The organism is Silvania sp. (assembly GCF_051656365.1).
Classification (GTDB): domain Bacteria; phylum Pseudomonadota; class Gammaproteobacteria; order Enterobacterales; family Enterobacteriaceae; genus Enterobacter; species Enterobacter hatchlandensis.
On sequence record NZ_JBOGBT010000064.1, the window covers coordinates 72,337 to 96,971 of the forward strand.

Genomic DNA, 24,635 nt, shown 5'->3' on the forward strand with positions numbered 1-24,635 from the left:
TATGAAAAAGGTGCTGTTTTATTTACTGCTTCTGGTGTTATTGCCAATTGCGGTATTGATTGTTATTACCCCGATGGACAGCCAGAAACAATATATCTTTGGCTTAATCAGCATCGGCGTATTGGTCTTGTTAGGGTTCAGCAAAAATCACCGTATTTCGATAATCATGATGGTGGTGGCGGTGCTCATGTCCACCCGATATATCTGGTTTCGGGCGACGCAGACGCTGCACTTTAATTCCGAAATAGAAGCCATACTCGGGATCGGGTTATTTATCGCGGAACTCTATATTTGGGTCACGATTTTACTGAGCTATCTGCAGAATCTTTATCCGCTCCAGCGCAAGATTGTGCCTCTGCCCGAGGATATGTCGACGTGGCCGACGGTGGATATTTATATTCCTTCGTACAACGAAAGCCTGGACGTGGTGCGCGATACCGTGCTGGCCGCCCAGTGCCTGGATTATCCGGCGGATAAGCTCAGGATCTATCTGCTCGATGATGGCAAACGTAATGAGTTTGCGGTCTTTGCGGCCAACGTCGGGGTCGGTTACATCACGCGTAATGATAACTCCCACGCCAAAGCGGGCAACCTCAACCACGCCATGAAGCTGACCAAAGGCGAGCTGATTTGCGTCTTTGACTGCGACCACGTGGCGACGCGTATCTTCCTGCAGGCCACCGTCGGGGCGTTCCTCGTCGATCCAAAACTGGCGCTGATGCAGACCCCGCACCACTTTTACTCGCCGGATCCGTTCGAGCGTAACCTGTCGGCGGGCCGCGATATTCCTAACGAAGGCCAGCTGTTTTACGGGCAAATTCAGCGCGGAAACGACAACTGGAACGCGACCTTTTTCTGCGGCTCCTGTGCGGTTATCCGCCGTTCAGCGTTAGAAGAGATTGGCGGCTTTGCGGTAGAAACGGTTACCGAAGATGCTCACACCGCACTGAAGATGCAGCGTCTGGGCTGGAAGTCGGCGTATCTCGATATCCCGCTGGCGGCCGGGTTAGCCACCGAGCGTCTGGTGGTTCACGTGATTCAGCGTACCCGCTGGGCGCGCGGCATGACGCAAATTTTGCGCGTCGATAACCCGCTGTTTGGCCGGGGCTTAAAATGGCAGCAGCGTCTGTGCTATCTCAACGCAATGCTCTCCTTCCAGTTTGCCTTGCCGCGCGTGGCGTTCCTGACCGCGCCGCTCGCCTATCTGCTGTTCAACCTGAATATTATCCACTCGTCGGCGAGCCTTATTTTTGCCTATATGTTGCCGCACCTGTTCTTATGTATTTACGTCAGCTCGCGGCTGAATGGACGCTTCCGCTATAGCTTCTGGGGCGAAATTTACGACCTGGTGCTGGCCTTCCATTTAATTTTGCCGACCATTATTACGCTGATATTCCCGAAACGCGGCAAGTTTAACGTGACGGATAAAGGCGCGTTGCTCGATGTAGGTTATTTCGACTTCAGCATCGTGCGTCCGCATCTGGTTATTGCGGTCCTGCTGGCGGCGGGGGTGATTGCCGGGATTACGCGGGCCATTGCCCATGACTATTTCAACGTCGACCCGATGGTTATTGCCTTAAACGTGGGCTGGGGGCTGTACAGCTTAATCTTCCTGCTGGCCGCCATTGCGGTGGCGCGTGAAACCCGTCAGACGCGTAAAACCATCCGTATTGATGTCAGCGTGCCGGTCGTTATTCACTACGCCAGCGGCATCTCTTCTCGCAGCCACACCGCCGATTTGTCGATGGGCGGGTGCCGTATTGTGACCGTAGACGATCGCCATCTGACCGATGAAATTGAAGAGATCGAGCTGCAGCTGCAGTCCGGTGCGATCAGTATTCCGGTTAGCGTGATTGCGCATGATGAGCAGTACATTCGCCTGATGTTTGATGAGATCCCACTGGACCGTCGCCGTGAGCTGGTGCGCGTGGTGCTGACCCGGGCTGATGCGTGGATCAATCCACTCAAGCCGCAGGACAACCCGTTCCGCTCGCTGTTTATTATTATTCGTAGCGTCTTCGATCTGTTCTGGCTGACCTGGAAGTCACGGCGCGAGAACAGCCGTCGACGTCAGGACGAAGCGCGCCGCAGAAAAAGTGCCAGCGAGGATACCGCGGTATGAAAGGGATGACCCGTAAAGCCTTCCAGATGCTGATGGTGTGCAGCGTGCTGGCTCTGCCCGTCAGGGCGGAAGAGCCGACCCCCGTCGAGTCACTGCTGCCGGTGGATCTCCCGCCGCCGGTGATGGATGCAACACCTGCAGCCGAGACTCCGGCCGCGGCCGATCCCGAACCGGCAATGGACGCGCCTGCAGTTGCGGACGCGATCCCGACTCCCGATGCCCTTACGGCGAACCCGGTTCCGATGGGCATCACTCCCGGCACCACCAGCAGCATTACCGTCGCGCAGATGGGCCAGCCCAATGGCGTGGTGCTGAGCGGTGGTCAGCTGCAGGGCGGGATCGATTTTACGCTCTCGGCCGACCAGGTGATCACCAACGCCCAGCTGGAGCTGAACCTGAAAGTCTCTCCGGCGATGGCGGCACGTAACACCACCATGCAGCTGATGCTCAACGGCCAGCCGCTGGGCACGGTGCCGCTGGGTGCGGCAGACACTAACGTCTCGAGCTACCAGCTGGATATCCCGGCGGCGATGGTGGTGTCACGCAACAACATCAGCTTCAAAATTAACGACGGTGATGCGCTGCTGTGCCAGCGGGATATCTCCGACAGCTATCAGGTCACCGTCATGCCAACGACCCGCCTCGATCTGGAGGCGCAGCAGCTGAATATCGGCGCGGATCTCAGCCATTTCCCGCGTCCGTTCTTTGATGCGATGCAGATGACGCCCGCCACCATGGCGTTCGCGTTCCCGGCCAACACTCTGCCGGAGCAGGTGGGGGCGGCATCGCTGCTCGCGTCCTGGCTGGGGATTGAGGCGGACTATCGCGGCATCTCGTTTGAAGTACTGCACGATCGCCTGCCGGAAAAAAACGGCGTGCTGTTCGGTAAACCCGGCGAGACGATTGGCGGCGTGACGCTGCCCGCCAGCAGCGGGGCGACGCTCAAAATCATCGATAACCCAGGCAACCCTATCTACAAGCTGCTGCTGGTGGTGGGCAATAACGAGCAACAGCTGAAAAGCGCCGCGTGGCGCCTGACGCGGGGGCAGTTCAACACCCAGACGGTCAGTGCCCCGGTTGACGCGCAAAACATCCCGCTCAGCAAACCTTACGATGCGCCGCGCTGGATCTCCACCGAACGCCCGGTGCTGCTGAGCGAACTGGTCCGCAAAGACCAGAGCATGACCGTGACCGGCATCTGGCACGAACCGCTGACCCTGGCGTTCCGCGCGGCACCGGATCTGTTTATGTGGGATGGCGACACTATTCCGCTGAAAATCGCCTACCGTTTCCCGTCCGAGAGCTGGATTGACGAAGATCGTTCCTATCTGTCGATGACCTTTAACGGTGCGTTCCTGCGCAACCTGCCGGTCAACAAGCAGGGTCTGCTCGAAGGTTTGTGGCACAAGCTTGGCGGCGATGCACGTCAGGAAACGTTAGAGATGCCGCTGGAGCCGTATTTGATTTACGGCGATAACCAGCTGCAGCTGTACTTCAACATCGCCACCAAAGAGACGGCGCCGTGCAGCGTGTTACTCAATAACAACATCAAGAGTCGTATCGATGACGATGCCCAGATTGATTTGACCAAAACGCGTCACTTCACGCTGCTGCCGAATCTCTCCTACTTCGTGGGTGCTTCGTTCCCGTTCACTCGTCTGGCGGACTTCTCCCAGACGGTACTGCTGCTGCCGGAAAACCCAAGCGAAAATGAGATCAGCACCCTGCTGGATCTGGCCGCGCGTTCAGGTAACGCCACCGGCACCACGCTCAATAATAACCGCGTGATGTTTGGCCTGCCGTCCGGCGGGGCGAACCTGCTGCGCCTGAGCGACAGCGACGTGCTGGCGGTCTCCACCCTGAACCAAAGCGCCTTTAACCGGGCGCTGCTGGCCCAGTCGCCTTTTGTCAGTCAGGAGCATACCTTTGGCGTGCGTGAACCGAAGCTGCTGGAAAAAGTGCAAAGCTGGCTGGAAGGCGACTGGAAAGCCTCAAGTGTTGATGCCGACCGCTACTTCTCGTCGAATGAAGCCTGGCGCGGATTTGTCAGCTTCCGCTCCCAGTGGAACCCATCGCGGCTGGTGGTGATGGCCATTGGCAGCAACGATGAACAGCTTTCTCGCCTGCATAACGATCTTAATTCTGCCCGCATTAACGCCGGGATCCGTGGCGATACCGCGATCATCACCGATGAAAACGGCGTGCGCAGTTTCCGGGTCGGACCCCAGTTCCCAAGTGGCCAGATGCCCTGGTACATGATGGTGGTGTGGTATGCCGCGCAGCACTCCGCCATGCTGGCGATTTTTGGACTGCTGTTTGCGTCGATTATCGGTTTGAGTCTCTACTCGATCCTCAAAAAACGTGCGCACAAACGTCTTAACCCTCAGGATTCAGATCGTGAGTAAAGGTGGTAACAAAATGGAAAATAAGCGCAAAACCGCCAGACATCTGCCTTTACTTTGTCTGTTCAGTGGCCTGGCGCTGGGGGGCATCAACGCTGCCCAGGCGGCAGACGCCAATAACCCGGCACTGAAAGCGCTGTTCGATCAGGCGAACTACTGGCACGAAAAATCTCACGATGAGCTGGCGATGGAATCGCTGAAAAAAGTGCTGATGGTGGATGCCAACAATACTCAGGCGCTCTACCTGATGGCCCTGTGGTCGCAGCAGGCCGGTGACATTAAAGGTGCCGACCAGTGGCGTGCGCGCTTAACGGCGGTCTCGCCGCAGGATGCTAATTTGCAGGCGCTGGACAATGCCAAACAGATGCAGCAGGTGCCGCGCGGTCAGCTGGAGCTGGCCCGTCAGCAGGCGCGCAGCGGTAACATTCCGGCCGCGCTGGCCACCTGGCAGAACCTGTTTAGCGGCAGTCAGCCGCCGCCGAGCCTGGCCCCGGAATATTATCTGACGATGGCGGGGGACAAATCCCTCTATCCGCAGGCGGTGAGCGAGCTGCGCCAGCTGCGGGTGCAATATCCTCAGGATAACAACATCAAAATTGCGCTGGGCAAAGTGCTGACCTATCAGGAAAGCACGCGCCGGGAAGGGATTAACGTCCTGCAGGATCTGGCGAGCGGCAGTCAGGATGCGGATCGATCCCTGCGTCAGGCGCTGCTGTGGCTGGGGCCACAGGCGGGTGATGACGCCCTGTACCAGACCTATATCCAGCGCCACCCGAACGATACTGCGCTGCGGGATTATTACCGCAAGAGCATCGGCGGCGCGGCAAAAGGCGAGGGCTTTGAGGCGCTGAACAGCGGCAATACCGACACCGCCCGCAGCCAGTTTGAACAGGTTTTACAGACCAATCCGGAAGATGCCGACGCGCTGGCCGGGATGGGCTACGTTGCCCTGCGTAAGGGTGACTACGCCGCAGGCGCGCAGTACCTGAATCGCGCCGCCAGTCTGGGCGGCTCTGCCTCTGATGAGCGCAAGCAGCAGGCGGTGGATGCCGAGTTTTATGGTCAGCTTGCCCAGGCGCAGGCGGCCTACAAGCAAGGCAATATCAGCCAGGCGCTGGCCCTGAGCGCCCCGCTGGCTCAGCGAAGCGGCGAGCAAGGGGCGGCCGCGAAGCTGTTCCGCGCCGACGTCCAGCGTCATAACAAGGACTACACCACTGCCGAGCAGACGCTGCGCGGGTTGTTAACGGAGCAGCCGAACAACGGTGCGGCCCGCGAAAACCTGTACTACGTGTTGCGCGAGCAAAACAAAACGGCTGAGGCGCAGGCGATGCTGCAAACCCTGCCCGCCAGCCTGCAGGCTAAGCTCCAGCCGCGTGTCTCCGGCGGCGGCAACCCGACCGATCCGCTGCGTCGTCAGGCGCAGCAGGCGGTGGCCAATGGCGATCCGCAACGCGCTATCGCCCTGCTGTCGCAAGGCACAACGCGCTATCCGGCCGATCCGTGGCTGCGTCTGGATCTGGCCCGTCTGCTGCAGAAGCAGGGCCGTGACGCAGAAGCGGCAAATGCAATGGCACCGTCGTTCCGGCCGAATGCCAGCGCCAGTGAACTGTATGCGGCTGCCCTGTTCGCCAGCGAAAACAATGCCTGGCAGCAGTCCCAGACCCTGCTGTCGCGGATTCCGGCCAGCAGCCAGAATCGGGATATGCGCGAGCTGTCGCAGCGGGTGAATTACAACCTGCAGATGAACGTGGCTGAACGTTATCTGGCCCAGGGCGACCGGGCGGCGGCAGCCAACACCCTGAAAGCGCTGGCGGTGCGTCCACCAGAAAGCCCGGCAGATGCGGGCAAGCTGGCGCGGATGCTGGCGCAGAGTGGGGATGTGACCAGCGCGGTGAGCGTGGTGCGCGATAACATGCGCCGCGGCGTGCAGGGTAACGCCGGAGATTATGCCGATCAGGTGACCGTGTTGAATCAGGCGGGGCTGGGCAGTGAAGCTCAGGCCTGGCTTGCCAACCCGGAACTCCAGTCGCGCAGCACCCCTACGCAGCTGGCCAGCCTTCGCAACGGCTACGTGATCAACGATGTCGATCGCCTGCGCACTCAGGGCAACTACGCAGCGGCCTACGACAAGCTGATCCGCGCGATGCAAAACGATCCGCAAAACACCGATCTGATGTTTGCGATGGCGCGCGTGTATCAGTCCGGCAAGATGAACAAAGAAGCCGGCGTGGTATACGACTACCTGATGACCCGCGACACGCCGCAGCAGGATGCGCGTGCCGGGGCCATTAATGTGGCGTTAGCCAACAACGATGTGGACAAAGCGAAGCAGCTGACCGCCGGGCTGAAAAACGACAGCACGCCGGAACGCCTGCTGCTGCTGGCCCGTGTCTCAGAGGCAGAAGGTAACCATCAGCAGGCCATGAGCTACCTGCGCACCGCGCGCGGACGCCTGCTGGGTCTGAAGGACAACAGCGGCGAAACCGCACCTATGCTGGGCGGTCTGGCCTTAGCCGACAACCCGTTTGTCGGCACCACCCGCGCGGGCGATCTGACCACCTCCTCGTCGCTGTATGGCGAAGCGATGCCGTGGCAGGTGGCCCAGCTGGCGCGTAATCCACAGACCGCCCCGCCGGGCACCGTGCGCACCGATTTACCGGTCGAGACGGCGCAGGCCGGCACGCTGCGTCAGGTGGATAACATGATGGAGATGCTGGTCGACAAAACCGCCACCTGGGCGCGTGGTTCAACGGCAATGCGCTCCCGTGACGGCGAAGAGGGGCTCAGCAAGCTCACCGAATTTAAGGCCCCGCTGCAGTGGTCCACCGTGCCGTTTGGCGATTCGCGTCTGGACGTCAACGTGTCGCCGATAACCCTCGATGCCGGTAGCTCGTCCGATGAATCCAGCCGTCGTTTTGGTACCGGGGCACTGATCCAGGGCGAAGTGGCCGAAGAGGTGTATAACGCCTCAACCACCACGCCGCCGGAGCTGCCGAATCTCGACAAAATTAAGGTGCCTTCGCAGGGCTCGCAAAGCGCGTCTGGCGTTGAAGTGGCGATGGCGCTCACCGGGGATCAGTACAAAATTGATGTTGGATCCACGCCGCTGGGCCAGGATCTGAATACCGTCGTGGGTGGCGTGCAGTGGTCCCCGCAGCTGACCGATTACCTCAAGCTGGTGCTGGTGGGTGAACGTCGTGCGGTGGTGGACAGCCTGCTGTCGTATGTCGGTGTGGAAGACAAATACAGCGGCAAGAAGTGGGGCCAGGTCACCAAAAACGGCGGCAGCGCGCAGCTAAGCTATGACAATGCCGATGCAGGTTTCTACGCTGGTTTTGGCGTGTACGATTACGTCGGGGAGAACGTCCCGAGCAACACCAGCGTTAACGGCTCGGCGGGGGTCTATTTCCGCCCATATTACTCAGACGATCGCGAGTTAAAAACTGGCATCAACATGAGTTATATGAACTTCGACAAAAACCTGAGCTACTTCAGCTACGGTCAGGGGGGCTATTTCAGCCCGCAGGACTATGTCAGCGTCGCCTTCCCGGTGGATTACACCCAGAAGTTCGACAACTGGAAGCTGGGGTTGGGTGCGTCGATTGGCTATCAGTCCTACTCTCAGGATGAGAGCCCATACTTCCCGACCGATGCCGCCATGCAGCGCCAGCTGGAAGATTATGTCGCTCGCGGCCTGGCCAAAGAGTATTACTACAGCGGCAGCAGCAAGAACGGCATGGGGTATAACCTGCGCGCCTCAACCGACTACAAACTCAATAAAGACATGAGTATCGGCGGGCAGATTGGCTATGACACCTTTGGCGATTACAACGAAAGTACAGCCAACCTCTACTTCCGCTACCTTCTGGGGAACAAGTGATGAATGACCAGCAGCTTTTGCAGTATTACCAGAATCAACAGTCCCGGTCGGGTTGGTTTTCACTGCTCCACGTGATGATTGAAGGGATGGTGGCGAACGTCGGCGAGGCGCAAAGTCACCCGTTCCTCGTGCAGATGGGGGAGACGCTGGCCGAGCGTTTCCCACTCACCCCTGCGCATACCGTCGGTGAGCTTGAAGCGCAGATCAACGCCCGACTGGCGGCGTTTGACTGGGGCGTGATTGATATCGATGCCAGCGACACGGCGATCCGCATCAGCCATATGGCGCTGCCGGTTCCGGCTGAACCGGCGCAGCAGCTTGCCTGGAACCACGCGTTCAGCGCGGTACTGGAAGGGCTGTACGCACGCTGGATGCGTGAGCAGGGTGGGAAATCCCATGTTTCCCTGTGGCGGGAGGCATCGCCCTCGGCTACGGTTATCCACTTCAGATATCAAAATAATCAGTAAGGAACAGGCATGTGGCAGCGAAGTAAAACCTTGCTTCTGGTGCTGGGGCTGATATGCAGTTACCCGGCGATCGCCGGCAGCGCCTGGGACAGTTACAAAGCACGCTTTTTGATGGCGGATGGCCGGATCATTGATACCGGCAACAACAGCGTGAGCCATACCGAAGGCCAGGGCTTCGCCATGATGATGGCGGTGCGCAATAACGATCGGGCAAGCTTTGACAAGATCTGGGGCTGGACGAAAAAAAATCTGCAAAACCCGGAGACGGGCCTGTTTTACTGGCGCTATAACCCGGTTGCCGCCGATCCGATTGTCGATAAAAACAACGCCACCGATGGCGACACCTTTATCGCCTGGGCGCTGCTGAAAGCGGGCACCCAGTGGAAGGACAACGCCTACCTGAACGCCTCGGATGCGATTACTAAGTCGCTGGTGGCGCGGAACGTCATCAGCTTTGCCGGGTATCGCGTGATGCTGCCCGGTGCGAAAGGCTTTAACCTCAACAGCTACGTTAATCTCAACCCGTCGTATTTTATCTTCCCGGCGTGGGAAGATTTCGCCCAACGCAGTCATTTGACCGTGTGGCGGGAACTGATCAATGACGGGCAAAAGCTGCTGGTGAAAATGCGCTTTGGCAACCCGCAGCTTCCGGCAGACTGGGTGTCGCTGTATGCCGACGGGCGCGTCGCTCCGGCCAAAGAGTGGCCCGCGCGCTTTAGCTACGATGCGATTCGGGTGCCGCTATACGTGAAATGGGCGCAGCCCGCCAGCCCGCTGCTGGCACCGTATAACGCTTACTGGGGACGTTTTACGCGGACTCAGACGCCAGCCTGGGTGAACATCACCACCAACGATCCGGCCCCGTACATGATGGACGGCGGTTTGCTGGCGGTGCGCGACTTCACGATGGGGCAACTCCCGGCGGGCGAGCCGCAGATCACCACCAAAGAGGATTACTACTCTGCGAGCCTGAAGATGCTGGTGTCGCTGGCGAGATAAACGCACTTATAGCGGATTTTTGGAAAGCGCCTCGCAAAGATGAATTGCGGTGGCGCTTTTTGCGTTTTTGCAGGCGCGGACGCTCTGGCAGCGATCCCCTGTTCGTCGAGAGATCCTGCCTTATGCCGATCTGTCTGGATCGGGTTTTTTATTCGGTGAAGGACTTTTTTGCCCATGGCAAAGCAATCGCGCAAAATAATCCTCCAGCTGCACAAACATCCTTAGCCTCTCACAAATAATGCCATGTTAGCTTAACCCCATCGTTTATTGCTGCTTACCGTGCCGGTATCCTGATAAAGGTTTTAACACATGGCCAGTTATTCTTTTTCCTGCCCTGATATCTATTTTGGCGAGGAGGCGATTACCTCGCTGAGCCAGTTTAATGGCAAACGCGTCGGTATTGTCACCGACGATTTTATGGTGACGTCAGGTAAAACCCGTTATTTGATTAATTACATGCCCCAGGCGTCGGTGTCTATTTTTGGCGAGGTTAAACCCGATCCTGATATTGATATTTTGACCGCGGGTGCGGCGCATTTTAAAAGCTTTAAACCTGAGGTGATTATTGCCCTCGGCGGGGGGTCGTCGCTGGATGCAGCGAAAGGCATCAAAGTGACGCTGGAGGAGTATTTCGCCAGTCATCACATCGATCTTATCGCTATTCCCACCACCAGTGGATCCGGTTCCGAGGTGACCTCTTACGCGATCATTTCCGATCCGAAAAACGGGCGTAAATACCCGCTGATCTCCGGGCATCTGGTGCCGGATATTGCCATTCTCGATCCCAACCTGGTATTAACCGTCCCGCGCCATGTGGCGGTGGATACCGGTATGGATGTGCTGACTCACGCCATCGAAGCGTTTGTCGCCACCGGCGCGAACGACTTTAGCGATGCGCTGGCGGAAAAATCCATCGCGCTCACCTGGCGCTACCTGCCGCAGGTGTTCAACGATGAAAAAGACATTCTGGCACGTACTCATATGCACAATGCCTCTTGCATGGCCGGTATGGCGTTTAACGCCGCCGGGCTTGGGCTGGTCCACGGCATGGCCCATGCCATTGGCGGTATGTTGCATATTCCCCACGGCAAAATTAATGCCATGCTGCTGCCGATTATTATCGACTTCAACAGCAAGCAGGCTTCCACACACACCCGCGATCGCTACCACCGCTGTGCGCAGATCATGGGGATCGATCATGCCGTTCCCGAGCAGGCTATCGCGCAGATGACGCAGGCTATCCGGCAGATTAACCGCCATTTCGGTATTCCCGCCACGCTAAACGCGTTGGGCATTGAACGGGCAAAGATCAGCACGCTACGCGCGGCACTGGTGAGTTCCGCGCTGGCTGACGGCTGCACGGCATCAAACCCACGGCCTGTTACCCCACAGGACGTGGAAGCCCTCATCGATCAGGTGACTGGCTAACTGGATACGTTTGTCCTGCCTGCATGAAGCAGGCAAAAAAGTCCTGTCGAACAACAAATATCGGGCGTCGTTACTCCCTATCCTGATGTACAGACGCTCTGTACCCATGAGTTAACCCAATGATCAGGTCGTTTCCGTTATGAATTACACCGAACAACAAGCTGAATGGATCACCCAACAAATCCTGCATGAGCTCGCTGCCCGTAAAAGCCCGGCGGCGTCCGCCACCGCGCCCGTTGCGCTGGAGATCCCGGTGGGCGTGTCGAACCGTCACGTCCACCTGTGCCGGGAGGATATGGACATTCTGTTTGGGTACGGCTCAACGCTGACCCGTTTTAAAGCGGTCAAACAGCCTGGACAATATGCTGCCGAAGAGATGGTGACGCTGCGCGGTCCGAAAGGTGAACTGAGCAAAGTGCGGGTATTAGGCCCGTTGCGTAAAACCACTCAGGTGGAAATCTCCGTCGCCGATGGTTTCGCGCTGGGTGCCAAAGCGCCCGTTCGCATGTCGGGCGATCTGTTGGAATCGCCAGGGATTGACATCATCGGCCCGAAAGGACGCGTGGTGAAGCACAACGGCATGATTGTGGCCTGGCGCCATATCCATGTTTCACCGCAGGAAGCCGAGCTGCATGGCCTGCGCGACGGGATGGAAATTGATGTTCAGACCAACGGCCCGCGCGGCGGCGTGCTGAGCCACGTGGTGGTGCGCGTCACGGCGGATGCCGTGCTGGAACTGCATATCGATGTGGAGGAGGCCAACGGTTTCGGCCTGCGTAACGGCGACACGGTGCGCGGTATCAAACAGGATGTGCGCCATGGCTGACAGCCCCGAAAACCGCCGATTGCACGAACTGGCCGCGCTGATTGACAGCGGCGAATGTCGGCCCTGCACCGGCGCGTTGAAGGTGGGGGTGGACCTCGGTACCGCCAATATCGCGATAGTGGTCGTGGATGCGGATAACCAACCGGTGGCGGGCGTGACATCCCCCTCCAGTGTGGTGAAAGACGGCGTGGTGGTGGATTACCTTACTGCCAGCCGGGTGGTCTCGCGGCTGAAAAGGATCCTCGAGGAAAGACTGGGCCGCACCCTCGATCGCGCGGCGACCGCGATTCCACCGGGAATTTCCGACGGTAACACCAAGGTGATCGTCAACGTCGTGGAGTCTGCGGGCTTTATCGTCACGAAAGTGCTTGATGAACCGGTGGCCGCCGCCAGTGCGCTGAATATCAAAAACGGTGCGGTAGTGGATGTGGGGGGCGGGACAACCGGAATGAGCATTTTGAAAAGCGGCAAAGTGACCTTTAGCGCCGATGAGCCCACCGGCGGCAGCCACATGACGTTGGTTATCGCGGGTGCGCTTGGTCTGGCATATGCCGAGGCAGAAGAGATGAAAAAAGATCCGGCTCTGGAAGCGCAGGTCTTTACCCTGGTGCTGCCGGTGGCGCAAAAAATGGCCAGCCTGGTGTCGGGATGGCTCACCACGCAGCGGGTGAAAAATATTTATCTGGTGGGCGGCGCCAGCAGCTTCAGCCAGTTTGCCGCAGTGTTTAGCAAACACACGGGCAAAAATGTGGTTCCGTCGGTGGAGCCACTGCTAGTTACGCCTTTAGGCATCGCGATGAATGCGGGGTAAGTGAGAACCGATGGACAGCCAGACCTTATCGCAACTGCTGGACCGCGCTATCGCTGAATTGTTGGCACAGTCCGTCGCGCAAAAAAATGTTCGGGTGGTGGTGACCGGCGACGATCTTTCTTCGCTCCCTGAGACCCTGAACTGTCTCGCGGCACTCGAGCAGGCGGGCTACCAGTTATGGGTGAGTTTTTCGCACAGTGCCAGCCAGTCGGCGCTGAAAGATGCCTGCATCGACAGGTTGCGCCAGTGGGGTTCCCGCGCCGGATTCGACCACCATAGCGGTGATTACGACGCGCTCTATCTCCCGGCGCTCTCGATTAACAGTATGAGCAAAATTGCGCTGGGCATCCGCGACAACCTGGCATGCGAAGCGGTATTCCAGGCATTGCACCAGCGTAAACAGACGATCGCCACGCTGCATCCCCAGTGCCATGACAGCCGCTTGCCGCTGCCGCTGTTGGCCCGACTGGAGGGTTATACGCACATGCTGGAAAGCTACGGCGTGACGCTCTCGGGTAAAAAAATGGCCCACATCGACTCTCCTCCGGTGAGCCAGTCCGCACCTTTCACCAGCCTGCCGTTCGCCGGTAAAAAACGCTTAATCGCCCTGCGCGATATTCGTCTGCTTGCCCCTGGCGAAGGATTGCGGGTCGAGCGCGATACGCTGATTACCCCTGCCGCTAAAGACGAAATCAAGCGGCGCAATCTCACCCTTATTTACGGCTAACCGGAGGAAGTATGTATCTCGCAAAAGTCACTGGCGCGTTAGTTTCCACCACCAAACACGTCTCCCTGAACGGCTCGAAACTGCTGATAGTGGCGCGCCTGGATGAAAACTATCGGCCTACCGGCCATGCACAGGTGGCTGTGGATACCGTCGGCGCGGGTAACGGCGAGATTGTTATCGTGACCACCGGCAGCTCGGCGCGGATGAGCAACAGCAAAGAGCATTCGGTGATTGATGCTGCCGTGGTGGGCATCGTGGACGCGCTCGAACTTAATGGCAAATAGCGGTGCTCAGAGGAGGGTAATGTATGGCTGCGCACGACAATTTTCTCGACAACTGGATCACCGCCGCTATCGCCATGCAACTGCCGGAGCGGCACATGCCCCTGAGCCTGGAAGACTGTGCGCTGCTGGCGAAGCTGGCGCAAGAGGCTGCCATGGCCTGCCATGTGCCAATTGTTTTTAGCCTGGTGGATGCCCACGGGCAGCAGCGGTTCTTCTTTAGCATGGATAACGCCCTGCTGGTAAGCCATACCCTGGCGCCACAAAAGGCCTGGACCGCCGTGGCGCTGAAGATGGCGACCCATGAACTGGCGACGCGAGTACAACCGGGCGGTGAGCTATACGGTCTTGATAAAGAAAAAGAGATTTGTTGCTTCGGCGGCGGATTTCCCTGCTGGTCGGGCGGATGCCTGCTCGGCGGCATTGGCATTAGCGGTGGCAGCGTGGAAGACGATATGTCCATCGCCCGCCAGGCGCTGGCGCGGTTTAGCGCGCTGCGTTTTCCCCTCGCAATAACACGTTAATTTTTCATCGCAGTCCATTTCAGGGGTCATCATGTCCTTAGTTTGTGTATTAGTGATTAACTGTGGTTCTTCCTCAATGAAGTTCTCGGTCATCCCCCAGGATGCCGACCAGCCGGTGCTGTCTGGCCTGGCAGAGCGGCTGGGGATTGATCATGCCACCATGACATTTAAAGACCGTGACGGTAATACATCCCGCGTGGCGCTGGCGGAAGCCAGCCATCAATGTGCGTTACACGTCCTGTTCGGGACACTCGCGCAGCAGCAACTGCTGCAAACCATTACCGCTATCGGGCATCGCGTGGCACACGGCGGCAGTGATTTCAAAAGCTCGGTGCGGGTGACCGACGAGGTGATTGAAAAAATCCGTGCGTTGTCCGCACTGGCGCCCCTGCATAACCCCGCCAACCTGATGGGAATTGAAGCGGCGCGTGCGCTGCTGCCTGCACTGCCGCAGATCGCGGTGTTCGATACCGCGTTCCATCAGACGTTATCCCCGGCGGCGTATACCTATGCTATTCCACTGGATTACCAGCGTGACTATCAGGTGCGTCGCTACGGCTTCCACGGTACCTCCCATCGTTTTATCGCCAGCGAAGCGCTCAACGCATTGGATCTGGACCCGGCGGATCACGGTATTGTGATTGCCCACCTGGGAAATGGGTCGTCACTTTGCGCCGTGCAGAACGGCGAGAGTGTTGATACATCAATGGGCATGACGCCGCTGGAAGGGCTGGTTATGGGCACGCGCTGCGGCGATCTGGATTTTGGTGTCGCCGCCTATCTGGCGAAGTGCACCGGGCAGTCTCTCGACGCCCTGTACAAAATGGTTAACAGCCAGTCCGGATTAATGGGTATCTCCGGATTGTCCAGCGATTGCCGAACGTTGCAGGAAGCCCGTGCTGCGGGGCACGAACGGGCGGCGCTGGCCATCGACGTGATGGTGCATCGACTCGCCCGGCATATCGGCGGCCATGTCACGTCTCTTAAACGCTTCGACGCACTGATTTTTACCGGTGGTATTGGCGAAAACTCGGCGCTGATCCGTGAACTCACCGTACAACGGCTTCAGGCGTTGGGACTGGTGTTGGATGGGGCACGCAATCAGCAGATGTTCGGTGGTCGCAGCGGGCTGATTTCAAAAGCGGGCTCGACGACGATCGCCGTCATCGCCACCAATGAAGAAAAAATGATTGCCAGAGACGCGGCGGACATCGCCCGCAACCTGTAATAAAACCCAGGAGGTTATTGCCGCGGGTAGGTGGATTTTATTGTCGGCGGGGCGAATCTGAAAACAAGATAGTCCCGCTAGCGCGCAAAACATTTTGTCCAAATAACCTTAGTATCATCATGCGTAAATAATTAACGCACAGGGTGAATCTGTGGATTTCTATTCCTGTGCACGTTTTCTTTCTATCAGAAATATCGAGGTTGGTATGCAACAAGAAGCATTAGGAATGGTTGAAACAAAAGGCCTGGTTTCTGCAATCGAAGCTGCAGATACCATGGTGAAATCTGCCAACGTGACCCTGGTGGGTTATGAAAAAATCGGTTCTGGCCTGGTAACCGTGATGGTTCGCGGCGACGTGGGTGCTGTGAAAGCCGCTACCGACGCGGGTTCTGCCGCTGCGGGCAAAGTGGGTGAACTGGTCTCCGTACACGTTATTCCACGCCCGCACATTGAGGTGGAAAAAATTCTGCCGAAGGCCGTCGGTTAATAACAATAAAGGATACTGATCATGAGAGATAATCTTGTTGAGCAGATTATATCTGACGTAATGAATAAACAAACCGACACGAAACCGAAGGCCAAAACCGCCGCGCATTTCGCCGGTTGTGGAATTACGGAATTTGTCGGCACTGCGTTGGGTCACACTATCGGCCTGGTGATTGCCAATGTCGATAATCAGTTACATGAAATTATGAATATCGACAAGAAATATCGCTCTATCGGTATTCTGGGTGCGCGTACCGGCGCAGGTCCGCAAATTTTTGCCGCTGATGAAGCCATCAAAGCCACTAACAGTGAAATCATCTCTATCGAGCTGGCTCGCGACACTGAAGGTGGCGGCGGACACGGTTGTTTGATTATTTTCGGCGCGTCTGATGTTTCCGACGTCAGACGTGCGGTTGAAGTTGCGCTCTCAGAAATTGAACGCACCATGGGCGACGTGTATGGCTCACCGGCTGGCCACCTCGAATTTCAATACACCGCGCGCGCCAGCAGTGCGCTGCATAAAGCGCTCGGTGCACCAATTGGTAAATCCTTCGGGATGACCTGTGCCTCGCCTGCGGCGATTGGCCTGGTGATTGCTGACGCTGCGGCGAAATCCGCCGTTATCGACCCGGTGGGCTACGCCAGCCCGTCGAAAGGTACCAGCTTCAGTAACGAAGTGATCTTTACCTTTTCCGGTGATTCCGGTGCGGTACGCCAGGCCGTTATTGCCGCACGTGAAGTGGGGCTGCAACTGCTCTCCACGTTAGATCCAGCGGAAATTAAATCCACCACGACGCCGTATATCTAAGCATCGGGTGACGACGCGCGCGACGCGGTCGGTAGTAAGGAATTTAAAGATGAATGATATTGAAATCGCTCAGGCTGTCTCGACCATTCTGAGCAAATTCACCAAAGCAACACCGGATACGGCCCCGGCTGCGGTTCCCGCGACCTCAGATGCGGCGCGGGTTGAAAGCCTGGATGATATCGTCGCTAAGGCGCTGGCGCAGCAAACTTCCGGGCGCGCCGCCTGCGCATCGTCTCCGGTCGAGCATGCCGGAACCGGCGCATTCGAAACGATGGACGAGGCGATTTCAGCGGCCGTACTGGCGCAGGTGCAGTATCGCCACTGTTCTATGCAAGACCGTACCTCATTTATTAATGGCATTCGTGACATTTTCCTGCAGGAGGAGGTGCTGTGCGCCATTTCCCGTATGGCGGTGGACGAAACCGGCATGGGTAATTATGAGGACAAACTGATCAAAAACCGCGTCGCAGCGCTGAAAACGCCAGGTCTTGAAGACCTGGCAACCCGCGCGATTACCGGAGACGGAGGGTTAACCCTGATCGAGTACTCCGCGTTCGGGGTAATTGGTTCGATTACACCAACCACTAACCCGACCGAAACCATCATTAACAACAGTATCAGCATGCTGGCGGCGGGCAACACCGTCGTGTTTAGCCCACACCCCCGTTCGCGCAAGGTTTCGCTATACGCGGTTGAGCTGATCAATAACAAGCTTGCAGAGCTGGGTGCACCGGCAAACATGGTGGTAACGGTGACGAAACCGTCAATCGATAACACCAACGCCATGATCAACGACCCGCGTATCAACATGCTGGTGGCAACCGGCGGTCCGGCCATTGTGAAAACCGTGATGTCATCCGGCAAGAAAGCGATTGGCGCAGGCGCAGGCAACCCGCCAGCCGTAGTGGACGAGACGGCGGATATCGAAAAAGCGGCCCGCGATATCATTAAGGGCTGTAGCTTCGACAACAACCTGCCGTGCGTGGCTGAAAAAGAGGTGATTGTGGTGAATCAGGTCGCTGACTATCTGATCCACTGCATGAAGAAAAGCGGTGCTTATCTGCTGTGCGACAAGAAACTGATTCAGCAGTTACAGACGCTGGTGCTTAACGAAAAAGGCACCGGGCCGAATACCGGGTTCGTCGGTAAAGATGCGCGCTATATCCTTCAGCAACTGGGGATCACGGTGGGTGACGATATTAAAGTCATCTTAATCGAGACGGAGAAAACCCATCCGTTCGTGGTACATGAACTGATGATGCCGGTCCTGCCGGTGGTGCGTGTCGACAACGTTGATGAAGCTATCGAGCTGGCGGTGAAAGTGGAGCACGGCAATCGACATACCGCGATTATGCACTCTACCAACGTCGAAAAGCTGACCAAAATGGCGCGCCTGATCCAGACCACCATATTTGTAAAAAATGGTCCCTCCTATGCGGGGATCGGGGTGGGTGGCGAAGGGCATGCCACCTTCACGATTGCCGGGCCGACCGGTGAAGGGCTTACGTCAGCACGCGCTTTTGCACGGCATCGTCGCTGTGTCATGGTTGAAGCGCTGAATATTCGCTAACCATTGCGAAGGGTGACTCAAAGATGAAAACACGGATCATAAACGCGCCGACCCCGGATATCCTGGCGATGCTGAAACGGCGCATGCCAGGGGAGTTTCGTTCGCGTCTGGAGTTGATTCGCATCGACGCTATTGGATTGTTAATGCTGCCGGTACCGGATCTCTATTTTTATGCCGATGTCGCCAGCAAAAGTGCCAATGTGGTGGTGTCGGAAATCTTTGGCAGTTGCCCTCAGCACATCACCACCCTGGCCATTTTTGGTGAAGTTGCGGCGGTGCATGAAGCCATGCGAATCATTGAGGAAAATGATAACCCGTTCTGAGAGTTCGCTTATGAAGAAGATATTACTTATCGCAGGCGATTTCTCTGAAGACTATGAAGTCATGGTGCCATGGCAGGCATTAAGCATGTTAGGTTTCAGAGTGGATGTTGTATGTCCGGGTAAACGAACCGGCGAGTTTATTAAAACTGCGATTCATGATTTTGAAGGTGACCAAACGTACACGGAAAAACCCGGACACCTTTTTAGATTAACTGCATCGTTTGACGAAATAAAGTTACAGGAATATTGCGGTGTATATATTTCAGGCGGGCGTTCATCTGAATACCTGCGATTAAATAAATCGGTCCTGAATGTCATACATTATGCAATGAATTTCTCAATACCTGTTGCCGCAATTTGTCATGGCCCACAAATTCTGGCCGCTGCGGGGGTATTAAAAGACAGGAAATTGACAGGGTATTTTACGGTGAAACCAGAGGTGGAAATGGCAGGTGGCCTGTGGGTTACTGCTGCGGATGATGAGGCCGTCGTCGATGGCAACCTCATCACTGCGACCACCTGGATGGGGCATCCGGAAATATTACGTCAATTTATTGCTCAGATAGGTATCAGTATTATTCATTAATACCCCGGCACTGCCGCAAGGTTATCAAAATATATTCGGGAGTTTTCTATGTTAGAGAAAGGTTTTTCTAATCCGACTGACCGTGTTGTAAGACTTAAAAATATGATCCTGACGGCAAAGCCGTATGTGGAATCAGAGCGCGCAGTACTGGCAACCGAAGCATATAAAGAGACGGAACAACTGCCGGCCATTATGCGCCGTGCAAAAGTGGTTGAAAAAATCTTTAACGAATTACCGGTGACGATTCGCCCGGACGAATTAATTGTGGGTGCAGTAACGATTAATCCACGCTCGACTGAAATCTGCCCGGAATTCTCTTACGACTGGGTGGAAAAAGAGTTCGAGACGATGGAGCACCGTGTCGCCGACCCGTTCATTATTCCGCAAAAGACCGCCCAGGATCTGCATGAAGCGTTCAAATACTGGCCGGGTAAAACCACCAGTTCTCTGGCCGCCTCTTACATGTCTGAAAGCACCAAAGAGAGTATGGCGAGCGGCGTATTCACCGTGGGCAACTACTTCTTCGGTGGCGTCGGTCACGTTAGCGTCGATTACGGCAAGGTACTGAAAATCGGTTTTCGCGGCATCATTAACGAAGTGACCCGTGCGCTGGACGCGCTGGACCGCACTGAACCTGGCTATATCAAAAAAGAGCAGTTCTATAATGCGGTGTTGATAAGCTACAACGCGGCGATCCGTTTTGCTCATCGCTATGCGGAAGAGGCGTCCCGTCTGGCGCAGCTGGAAAGCAATCCGACCCGTAAACGCGAACTGGAGCAAATCGCTCAGAACTGTACCCGCGTGCCGGAATACGGTGCGACCACGTTCTGGGAAGCGTGCCAAACATTTTGGTTTATCCAGAGCATGCTGCAGATTGAATCCAGCGGCCACTCTATCTCCCCGGGCCGTTACGACCAGTACATGTATCCGTATCTGGCGGCGGACAAATCTATCTCACGCGAATTCGCCCAGGAACTGGTCGACTGCTGCTGGATCAAACTCAACGACATTAACAAAACCCGTGACGAAGTGTCTGCCCAGGCGTTCGCCGGTTATGCCGTATTCCAGAACCTGTGCTGTGGCGGCCAGACCGAAGACGGTCGCGACGCGACTAACGATCTGAGCTACATGTGTATGGAAGCGACCGCACACGTGCGTTTGCCGCAACCGTCTTTCTCTATTCGTGTATGGCAGGGCACCCCGGATGCATTCCTGTATCGCGCGTGCGAGCTGGTGCGTATGGGCCTTGGCGTTCCGGCGATGTACAACGATGAAGTGATCATCCCTGCGCTGCAAAACCGTGGCGTATCGCTGCGTGACGCGCGTGATTACTGCATCATCGGGTGTGTGGAGCCGCAGGCACCGCACCGTACAGAAGGCTGGCATGATGCGGCGTTCTTTAACGTAGCAAAAGTGCTGGAAATCACCCTCAACAACGGGCGTGTCGGTAGCAAACAGCTTGGTCCGGTAACGGGTGAACTGACTCAGTACACCGGCATGGACGATTTCTACAGCGCGTTCCAGAAACAAATGGCGCACTTCGTTCATCAACTGGTTGAAGCCTGCAATAGCGTGGATATCGCCCACGGTGAACGCTGCCCGCTGCCGTTCCTCTCTGCGCTGGTCGACGATTGTATCGGCCGGGGTAAATCCCTGCAGGAGGGCGGTGCAATCTACAACTTCACCGGTCCACAGGCGTTTGGTGTTGCTGACACCGGCGACTCTGTGTATGCCATCCAGAAGCAGGTGTTCGAAGATCGCAAATTATCCCTGAGCGAGCTGAAAAGCGCACTGGATAGCAACTTCGGCCACGCGGTGGGCAGCAACCCACATAGCCCGGCGGCAAAAACCTCGCTTAACGAGCAGGACATTTATGATGTGGTGAAACGCATCATTGAGCAGCACGGTGCGCTGGATCCGGCGGCGATTAAAAACGAAGTCTATCGTCAACTGACATCCGGTACTGCGGCTCCGACGCAATCCGGTACCTTGTCCCGCCACGAAGAAATCCGCCGTATCCTGGAAAATACCCCTTGCTTCGGTAACGATATCGACGACGTGGATTTAGTGGCGCGTCAATGCGCATTGATCTACTGCCAGGAAGTGGAGAAATATACCAACCCGCGTGGCGGCCAGTTCCAGGCCGGTATCTACCCGGTTTCGGCTAACGTGCTATTTGGGAAAGACGTTGCGGCGCTGCCGGATGGACGTCTGGCAAAAGAGCCACTGGCAGATGGTGTGTCGCCGCGTCAGGGTAAAGATACCCTTGGCCCAACTGCTGCAGCCAACTCGGTGGCCAAGCTTGACCACTTTATTGCCTCTAACGGTACGCTCTATAACCAGAAATTCCTGCCATCTTCACTGGCTGGCGAGAATGGTCTGCGTAATTTCAGCGGCCTGGTGCGTAACTACTTCGATAAGAAAGGGATGCACGTCCAGTTCAACGTTATCGACCGCAACACGCTGATCGAAGCGCAGAAAAACCCGGAGCAGCATCAGGATCTGGTGGTACGCGTGGCAGGTTACAGCGCCCAGTGGGTGGTTCTGGCGAAGGAAGTGCAGGACGACATCATTAGCCGTACTGAGCAACAGCTGTCGTAAATACCCCGCGGGCCAGAGAGGATAATCAATCTGGCCCGTTATTATTCATTTTTACACTGTCTGGTTTCTATTTTTACCTGGAAAGGTAATTTGACTGGCTAATATAGAGTGATGTTATGAATAAAGTTGAGTACGAAACCGAAGGCGTCATTTTTAATATTCAACGCTATTCTTTGCATGATGGCCCAGGCATTCGCACCATTCCTTTTTTTAAAGGTTGTCCACTTTCCTGCAAATGGTGTAGTAATCCTGAATCACAACGTCCGCAGCCAGAATTGTTATTCAAAAAGAATGATTGCATCCGCTGTGGAAAATGTATTGATGTTTGTCCACAACAGGCATTGTCAACTGCTAATACCTGGTTTATCGATCGTGACCGCTGTATCCAGTGCGGTAAATGTACTGACGTCTGTCCGACACGCGCGCTGGAAATGAAAGGCAAGCGTATGTCGGTGACGGCGGTAATGCGTGAGCTGGAAAAAGAAGAAAATTTATACCGTCGCTCCGGCGGGGGCATTACCCTGTCAGGCGGCGAACCGTTGGCGCAGCCTGAGTTTGCCCGTGAACTGCTGAAAGCGTGTAAGGCCAAGGGCTGGCATACCGCCATTGAAACCACCGGGTACACCACTAAGGCGGTGATTGACGAGGTTTTTCCGTACGTCGACCTGGCGCTAACCGATATCAAAGCGATCGACCCTGAGGTTCATGAGCGTAACACCGGCGTTAAAAACAGCGTGATTCTGGAAAACCTGCTGCGCATTTCATTTTTAACCAAAGTGGTGGTGCGTATTCCGGTGATCCCCGGCGTTAACGATAATCCGCAGGAAATTCATAATATCGCCGAGTTTGCCCGATTAATGCAAAACGTCGATACCATTCATTTATTGCCTTATCACAGCTTTGGCGAAAATAAATATAATTTATTAGGCCGTCAATATCCGATGGACGATGCAAAAAGTATTGTCGAGACCAAAATGGAAACGTTGAAAGCGACGGTTGAGTCATTAGGCTTTAACTGTCATATCGGTGGTTAATTAACGGTATCAGCAGAGCGCGGCACAATCATGCTGCGCTTTTTAAGTTTTTAAACGTGATATTACACGAATTATAAAATTATCCGCAGCCAGTCTGCATTTTAATCTACGTTGTCCTTTAATTTAATCCTATTACAGAGGTGAGCTATATGAATAGCTTAGATATTCTCGTTGCCTTCGGCGGCGGCATATTTGGCGCGGCGATTGGCGCGCTGGCAGCTTTTGAATTTGTTGGGCTTCTGGTGATCGCCATGGCGGTAGTGCAGATTATTACCGGCGCGCCATCGGATTTTATTACGTTTCCGTTTGGGCTGTTTGGGCCGCATACCGGCGGCTTTGCCGCAGGCGTGGCGGCGACGGCCTATGCGGCAAAGAGAGGCAAACTGGGCTCCGGGCGCGATATCACCGCAGGGCTGAGTGGGCTGGCGGCCTATGACGTGCTGCTGGTGGGCGGGATTTTCGGGGCAGGTGGTTACCTCATCGCCTGGGGACTGAACCAGATCCCGGCGTTCCCGTCCGGTAATGCCTGGACCGATACCGTGGCGCTGACGGTGGTGATCTCCGGGGTAATTAGCCGACTGATGTTCGGCAAAACGGGCCTGTTTGGCAAGCCGGAGCAGGGGATCCGTCACTGCTATCCGCCGCAGGATAAATGCTGGATGCCTTACCACAGCCGTATTCCGCAGCTTTCGGTGCTGGGTCTCGGCATCGGCCTGATGGCTGGGTTTTTAGGACTGAAGTTCGGCGGCAACGGCGCGCTGCTGGCGTTCGGTATTTCTGCGTTTTCGCTGATCTTCTTGCACTTCAACACCCAGGTGCCCGTATCGCACCACATCGCACTGCCCGCCGCGCTGACGGCAGTGCTGTCGGGCAGCCTGATATGGGCTGGCATTGTCGGTATTATTTGCGCGCTGTTAGGTGAACTGATGTCGCGTATCTTTCTGATCCATGGCGATACCCATATTGACCCGCCAGCAATGGCCATCGCCATAATGACGACAGCAGTTAACGTGCTGGCGACTATCGGGCTGTTCACGTTGATGCCGTTAATGTAGTTCGTTGATGTTTAAGAAAAGCCAGTGGGTGATGTCTAATACTGGTCAGTTAAGCATTGAGGATTGTTCCGTTCACTTTATGTTCAGCAGAATAGAGTAACTTCACGGCACGTGAACGTGGTAAGGGGTCACCGCGACCCCCTTACCAATCCCCGCGGCCCCGCGACGAAATCGGTGCTTCGCACTACGCTCACCTCACGACCTCCTGCCTGCGGTCGGCTCAACTCGTGATGACTCGTCCCATCCCTGGGACTCGCCCCTTCGGGGCCAACGCAAGCGTTGTTCAAAATTGCTCCTGGCAATTTTGTCCTGTCTCGCGTCGCCTCTGTACGCCATCCCTGGCGTCCAGCCCTTGTCATCCGGTCTCCGGTTCGCCGATTTCAGCGGGGACTCAACACCCGTGCCCCATTCAGACCGCTGAGAAGGTGGAGGGAGCGTAAGTCCGGCTGAAAATCGCTGAGGCGTTGACCGCAGGCC

20 protein-coding genes are annotated in these 24,635 nt (G+C 56.2%); all 20 read left to right on the forward strand.

The window, feature by feature from the left end; all coding sequences use genetic code 11:
* Position 1 precedes the first annotated feature (1 nt).
* The 20 genes from bcsA to ACRDD5_RS12745 all read left to right on the forward strand — a co-directional run bounded on the left by bcsA (position 2) and on the right by ACRDD5_RS12745 (position 24,158).
* Positions 2–2,122: a UDP-forming cellulose synthase catalytic subunit gene (gene bcsA / locus ACRDD5_RS12650; RefSeq protein ID WP_438676953.1), complete on the forward strand. Its 2,121-nt coding sequence runs from the start codon at positions 2–4 to the stop codon at positions 2,120–2,122.
* Complete coding sequence (gene bcsB / locus ACRDD5_RS12655; protein ID WP_271284453.1) at positions 2,119–4,527, forward strand: cellulose biosynthesis cyclic di-GMP-binding regulatory protein BcsB; 2,409 nt, start codon at positions 2,119–2,121, stop codon at positions 4,525–4,527. The genes bcsA and bcsB overlap by 4 nt, the downstream gene beginning before the upstream one ends.
* Before the next feature lie 13 nt (positions 4,528–4,540).
* Positions 4,541–8,404 carry a cellulose synthase subunit BcsC-related outer membrane protein gene (locus tag ACRDD5_RS12660; protein ID WP_438676964.1) on the forward strand — a complete coding sequence of 1,288 codons (3,864 nt, stop codon included), beginning with the start codon at positions 4,541–4,543 and terminating at the stop codon, positions 8,402–8,404.
* Positions 8,404–8,871 (forward strand): cellulose biosynthesis protein BcsD, encoded by a 468-nt coding sequence (bcsD, locus tag ACRDD5_RS12665; protein ID WP_271284454.1) that lies wholly within the window; start codon positions 8,404–8,406, stop codon positions 8,869–8,871. The genes ACRDD5_RS12660 and bcsD overlap by 1 nt, the downstream gene beginning before the upstream one ends.
* Positions 8,872–8,880: 9 nt before the next feature.
* Complete coding sequence (locus ACRDD5_RS12670; protein WP_271284455.1) at positions 8,881–9,870, forward strand: glycosyl hydrolase family 8; 990 nt, start codon at positions 8,881–8,883, stop codon at positions 9,868–9,870.
* 309 nt (positions 9,871–10,179) lie between these two features.
* Positions 10,180–11,298, forward strand: coding sequence for a 1-propanol dehydrogenase PduQ (locus tag ACRDD5_RS12675; RefSeq protein ID WP_438676954.1), 1,119 nt, complete (start codon positions 10,180–10,182; stop codon positions 11,296–11,298).
* A gap of 139 nt (positions 11,299–11,437) precedes the next feature.
* Positions 11,438–12,124, forward strand: a complete 687-nt coding sequence (locus ACRDD5_RS12680; RefSeq protein ID WP_271284457.1) for a phosphate propanoyltransferase — start codon at positions 11,438–11,440, stop codon at positions 12,122–12,124.
* On the forward strand, positions 12,117–12,935 hold the full coding sequence (gene eutJ / locus ACRDD5_RS12685; RefSeq protein ID WP_438676955.1) for an ethanolamine utilization protein EutJ: 819 nt from the start codon (positions 12,117–12,119) through the stop codon (positions 12,933–12,935). The genes ACRDD5_RS12680 and eutJ overlap by 8 nt, the downstream gene beginning before the upstream one ends.
* A 10-nt stretch (positions 12,936–12,945) precedes the next feature.
* Positions 12,946–13,662 carry a flavoprotein gene (locus ACRDD5_RS12690; RefSeq protein WP_438676956.1) on the forward strand — a complete coding sequence of 239 codons (717 nt, stop codon included), beginning with the start codon at positions 12,946–12,948 and terminating at the stop codon, positions 13,660–13,662.
* A gap of 11 nt (positions 13,663–13,673) precedes the next feature.
* The gene (locus tag ACRDD5_RS12695; RefSeq protein ID WP_438676957.1) at positions 13,674–13,946 is read left to right on the forward strand and encodes a EutN/CcmL family microcompartment protein; all 273 of its coding nucleotides are present in this window, start codon (positions 13,674–13,676) and stop codon (positions 13,944–13,946) included.
* A 23-nt stretch (positions 13,947–13,969) separates the two neighbouring features.
* Positions 13,970–14,467 carry a GlcG/HbpS family heme-binding protein gene (locus ACRDD5_RS12700; RefSeq protein ID WP_438676958.1) on the forward strand — a complete coding sequence of 166 codons (498 nt, stop codon included), beginning with the start codon at positions 13,970–13,972 and terminating at the stop codon, positions 14,465–14,467.
* 31 nt (positions 14,468–14,498) lie between these two features.
* On the forward strand, positions 14,499–15,695 hold the full coding sequence (gene tdcD / locus ACRDD5_RS12705; RefSeq protein ID WP_438676959.1) for a propionate kinase: 1,197 nt from the start codon (positions 14,499–14,501) through the stop codon (positions 15,693–15,695).
* A gap of 205 nt (positions 15,696–15,900) precedes the next feature.
* Positions 15,901–16,182: a propanediol utilization system shell hexameric protein GrpH gene (gene grpH / locus ACRDD5_RS12710; protein WP_002438304.1), complete on the forward strand. Its 282-nt coding sequence runs from the start codon at positions 15,901–15,903 to the stop codon at positions 16,180–16,182.
* A 21-nt stretch (positions 16,183–16,203) separates the two neighbouring features.
* On the forward strand, positions 16,204–16,989 hold the full coding sequence (grpI, locus tag ACRDD5_RS12715; RefSeq protein WP_438676960.1) for a propanediol utilization microcompartment protein GrpI: 786 nt from the start codon (positions 16,204–16,206) through the stop codon (positions 16,987–16,989).
* A gap of 49 nt (positions 16,990–17,038) precedes the next feature.
* The gene (locus tag ACRDD5_RS12720) at positions 17,039–18,559 is read left to right on the forward strand and encodes an aldehyde dehydrogenase family protein (RefSeq protein WP_438676961.1); all 1,521 of its coding nucleotides are present in this window, start codon (positions 17,039–17,041) and stop codon (positions 18,557–18,559) included.
* 23 nt (positions 18,560–18,582) lie between these two features.
* Positions 18,583–18,882: a propanediol utilization system shell hexameric protein GrpK gene (grpK, locus tag ACRDD5_RS12725; protein ID WP_271284465.1), complete on the forward strand. Its 300-nt coding sequence runs from the start codon at positions 18,583–18,585 to the stop codon at positions 18,880–18,882.
* A gap of 10 nt (positions 18,883–18,892) precedes the next feature.
* Positions 18,893–19,468 carry a DJ-1/PfpI family protein gene (locus ACRDD5_RS12730; protein ID WP_271284466.1) on the forward strand — a complete coding sequence of 192 codons (576 nt, stop codon included), beginning with the start codon at positions 18,893–18,895 and terminating at the stop codon, positions 19,466–19,468.
* A 48-nt stretch (positions 19,469–19,516) separates the two neighbouring features.
* Complete coding sequence (gene grpM, locus ACRDD5_RS12735; protein WP_271284467.1) at positions 19,517–22,069, forward strand: glycyl radical diol dehydratase GrpM; 2,553 nt, start codon at positions 19,517–19,519, stop codon at positions 22,067–22,069.
* Between the two features lie 116 nt (positions 22,070–22,185).
* Positions 22,186–23,103 (forward strand): glycyl-radical enzyme activating protein, encoded by a 918-nt coding sequence (locus ACRDD5_RS12740; protein WP_438676962.1) that lies wholly within the window; start codon positions 22,186–22,188, stop codon positions 23,101–23,103.
* A gap of 149 nt (positions 23,104–23,252) precedes the next feature.
* Positions 23,253–24,158 (forward strand): permease, encoded by a 906-nt coding sequence (locus ACRDD5_RS12745; RefSeq protein WP_271284469.1) that lies wholly within the window; start codon positions 23,253–23,255, stop codon positions 24,156–24,158.
* Positions 24,159–24,635: the final 477 nt, after the last annotated feature.